Here is a 3,103-nt window from a genome sequence, read left to right on the forward strand (position 1 = left end):
CATTCCCTTGCTCCTTCATTCCTTTGCCAAAATGAAACCCTTCCTCCTCGCCCTGCTATTCCCTCTCCAGGTCATAGCCTCCGAAGCCCCCAGCTTCCGCCGCGATGTCATGCCCGTCCTCTTCCGGTCCGGCTGCAACCAGGTCCTCCAGTAAAGCCATAAATTCAGTCTCTGGAACATTCCCTTGCTCCTTCATTCCTTTGCCAAAATGAAACCCTTCCTCCTCGCCCTGCTATTCCCTCTCCAGGTCATAGCCTCCGAAGCCCCCAGCTTCCGTCGCGATGTCATGCCCATCCTCTTCCGCTCCGGCTGCAACCAAGGCACCTGCCACGGCTCCGCTCGCGGCAAAGACGGCTTCATGCTCTCCCTTTTCGGCTACGATGCCAAAGGCGACTACTACCGCATCACTCAGGAGATGGTCGGTCGCCGCGTCAATCTCGCCGCTCCCGAGCAAAGCCGCATGCTCCTCAAAGCCACCGGCAAAGTCCCCCACACCGGCGGCGAGCTCTTCAAGCCCGATACCAAATACTACCAGACCCTGCTCAACTGGATCGCCGCCGGCGCCCCCGACGATGCCGCATCCGTCCCACAGCCAGTCGAAATCACCCTCGCCCCCGAGCGCCTCGTCTTTGATGGCGGCAAAGGAACCCAAAAGACCACTGTCACCGCCCGCTACTCCGACGGCACCAAGCGCGATGTCACCGATCTCGCTCTCTTCGCCTCCAACAACCCTTCCACCGCAAAGATCGACAAAAACGGCCTCGTCTCCGCCACCGGCCGTGGCGACACCCACGTCTTCGCCCGCTTCAACCGCTTCACCATCGGCTCCGAAGTCATCGTCCTCCCGCAGGACAAAAACTACCAATGGACCAATCCCGTCGCGAACAACTACATCGACGAAATCATCCATGACCGCCTGCAAAAGCTGCGCCTCCTCCCCTCCGAAATCTGCGATGACGAAACCTTCCTCCGCCGCGTCTTCCTGGATCTCAGCGGCGCACTCCCCACCACCAAGGACCATCAAGAGTTCATGGCGGACACGTCCAAAGACAAGCGCACCGTCCTCATCGACCGCCTCCTGAAAAGCGACGGCTTCACCGATCTCTGGACAGACCTCTGGGCCGAAATGCTCCGCGTCAAAGGCGGCGGTTACGCACCCTCCGCCACCGATGTCAAAGCCGCCGACGTCTACTACGAATGGATCCATGATCAGATGGCAGAGAACCGTCCGCTGAACGAATTCGTCGCCGATCAAATCACTGGCACCGGCAGCAACATCAACAGCGGCCCCGCCAATCTCTACACCATGCTCGTGCATGACGTGAAGGTCACCCCCAAGAACCTCGCCGCCGACTTCTCCCAGCTCTTCACCGGCGTGCGCATCCAGTGCGCCGAATGCCACAACCATCCCTTCGACCGCTGGACCATGGACGACTACTACGGCTGGGTCAGCTTCTTCACCGGCATCCAGCGCAAGCTCGGTGTCGAGCCGCGCGAGTTCTACGTCTTCAACGACCTCTCCGCCGCGCCCGCCAAACACCTCGTCGATGAACGCCCCATGCTCCCCACCGTTCTCGGCGGCGAAAGCAGCGTGCCCAAAGGCAAAGATCCGCGTCAGGCCCTCGCCGCCTGGCTCACCTCACCAAAGAACGAGCTCTTCACCCGCAACCTCGCCAACCGCATCTGGGCACACTTCATGGGCCGCGGTCTCGTGGAACCTCTCGACGACATGCGCGTCAGCAATCCGCCCACCAACGGCCCCTTGCTCGACGCCCTCGCACAGCACCTCGCCGACTCCAAGTTCAACCTCCGCGCCTTCATTCGCGACATCACCACCTCGCGCACCTACCAGCTCTCCGCGCAGCCCAACAAGACCAACGCCGACGACACCCGCCAGTTCTCCCGCGCCCAGCTCCGCCGCCTGCGCGCGGACGTCCTGCTCGATGCCATCGTCAAAGCCACCGACGGCGAGCGCGGCTTCGTCTATTTCCCCAAAGGCACCAAGGCCGTCCAGCACTACCCGCGGACCCCTGGTGACACCACCCACGCGATGACCGGAGATCCCTTCTTCGAAACCTTCGGGCGCGCCGGACGCGCCAGCGTCTGCGCCTGCGACACCAAACTCGAACCCACCCTCTCACAAACCCTCCACATGGTCGCCGGCGACACCGTTCAGAGCCAGGTCGGTTTCGGTCAGGTCATCGAAAAGCAGCTCAAGACCAGCACACCGCCGGAAACGATCATCGAAAACCTCTACCTCCGCTCCCTCAGCCGCAAACCCAAGCCCGAAGAACTCAAAGCCCTCCTCGAACTCGTCGGCAGCGACACCAAAGACCGCAAACCCTACCAGGACATCTTCTGGAGCCTCCTCAATTCCACCGAGTTCCTCTTCAATCATTGATCCATGCGCGCATTCTTGCTTCTTCCATTCCTGCTCACATCCGCGCACGCCGCCGATGCCGTCATCACTTACGACGAGCACATCAAGCCCATCTTCCGTGAGCACTGCCTCAAATGCCACGGCGACGACGAGCAGAAAGCCGATCTCAACCTCGCCAACTTCACCGCCGTCCTCAAAGGCGGCAGCGGCGACAAAGCCGTCATCGCCGGCCGCGCCAGCCAGAGCCTGCTCTTCAATGCCATCACCGCCGAAGACGATGCCGAGCGCATGCCGCCCAAAAAAGCCGCCATTCCCGCCCCGCAGATCGAGCTCATCCGCCAGTGGATCCAAGGGGGCCTCCGCGAATCCTCCGCCAGCAAATCCCTTGTCGCGGAGCGCGACACCACTTTCACGCCCACCACCGACATCAAACTCGACGGCCCCCCTCCGATGCCCGAGTCCCTGCCTCCCTTCACGCCCCCCGCACTCACGCGCCCGCTCCCCATCATCGCCATGGCCGCCAGCCCACGCGCCCCGCTCATCGCCGTCGCCGGTCACGAGCACGTGCGTTTGCTCGATGCCACCACCCAGCAGCCCCTCGGCGTCCTCGCCTTTCCCGAAGGCCAGCCCAACGTCATCCGCTTCAGCGCCGATGGCCGCGTCCTCATGGTCGCCGGTGGCAAACCGGTGCAATCCGGCAGCGTCGTCCTCTTTGACGTCAAG

General features: G+C 62.4%; 2 protein-coding genes. Both read left to right on the forward strand.

Translation table 11 applies throughout. The features are described 5' to 3' along the window. The first annotated feature begins 208 nt into the window (after positions 1–208). Complete coding sequence (locus tag ACIREA_RS29495; RefSeq protein ID WP_397385899.1) at positions 209–2,401, forward strand: DUF1549 domain-containing protein; 2,193 nt, start codon at positions 209–211, stop codon at positions 2,399–2,401. A 3-nt stretch (positions 2,402–2,404) separates the two neighbouring features. After that, positions 2,405–3,103: c-type cytochrome domain-containing protein (locus ACIREA_RS29500; RefSeq protein ID WP_397385900.1), on the forward strand; the 699-nt coding region annotated here is incomplete at its 3' end.

Source organism: Prosthecobacter sp. (assembly GCF_044373815.1).
Classification (GTDB): Bacteria; Verrucomicrobiota; Verrucomicrobiia; order Verrucomicrobiales; family Verrucomicrobiaceae; genus Prosthecobacter.

Excerpts from the sequence above, each read along its gene's own strand:
- ACIREA_RS29495 (WP_397385899.1), top strand. The coding sequence starts at position 209 with ATGAAACCCTTCCTCCTCGCCCTGCTATTCCCTCTCCAGGTCATAGCC.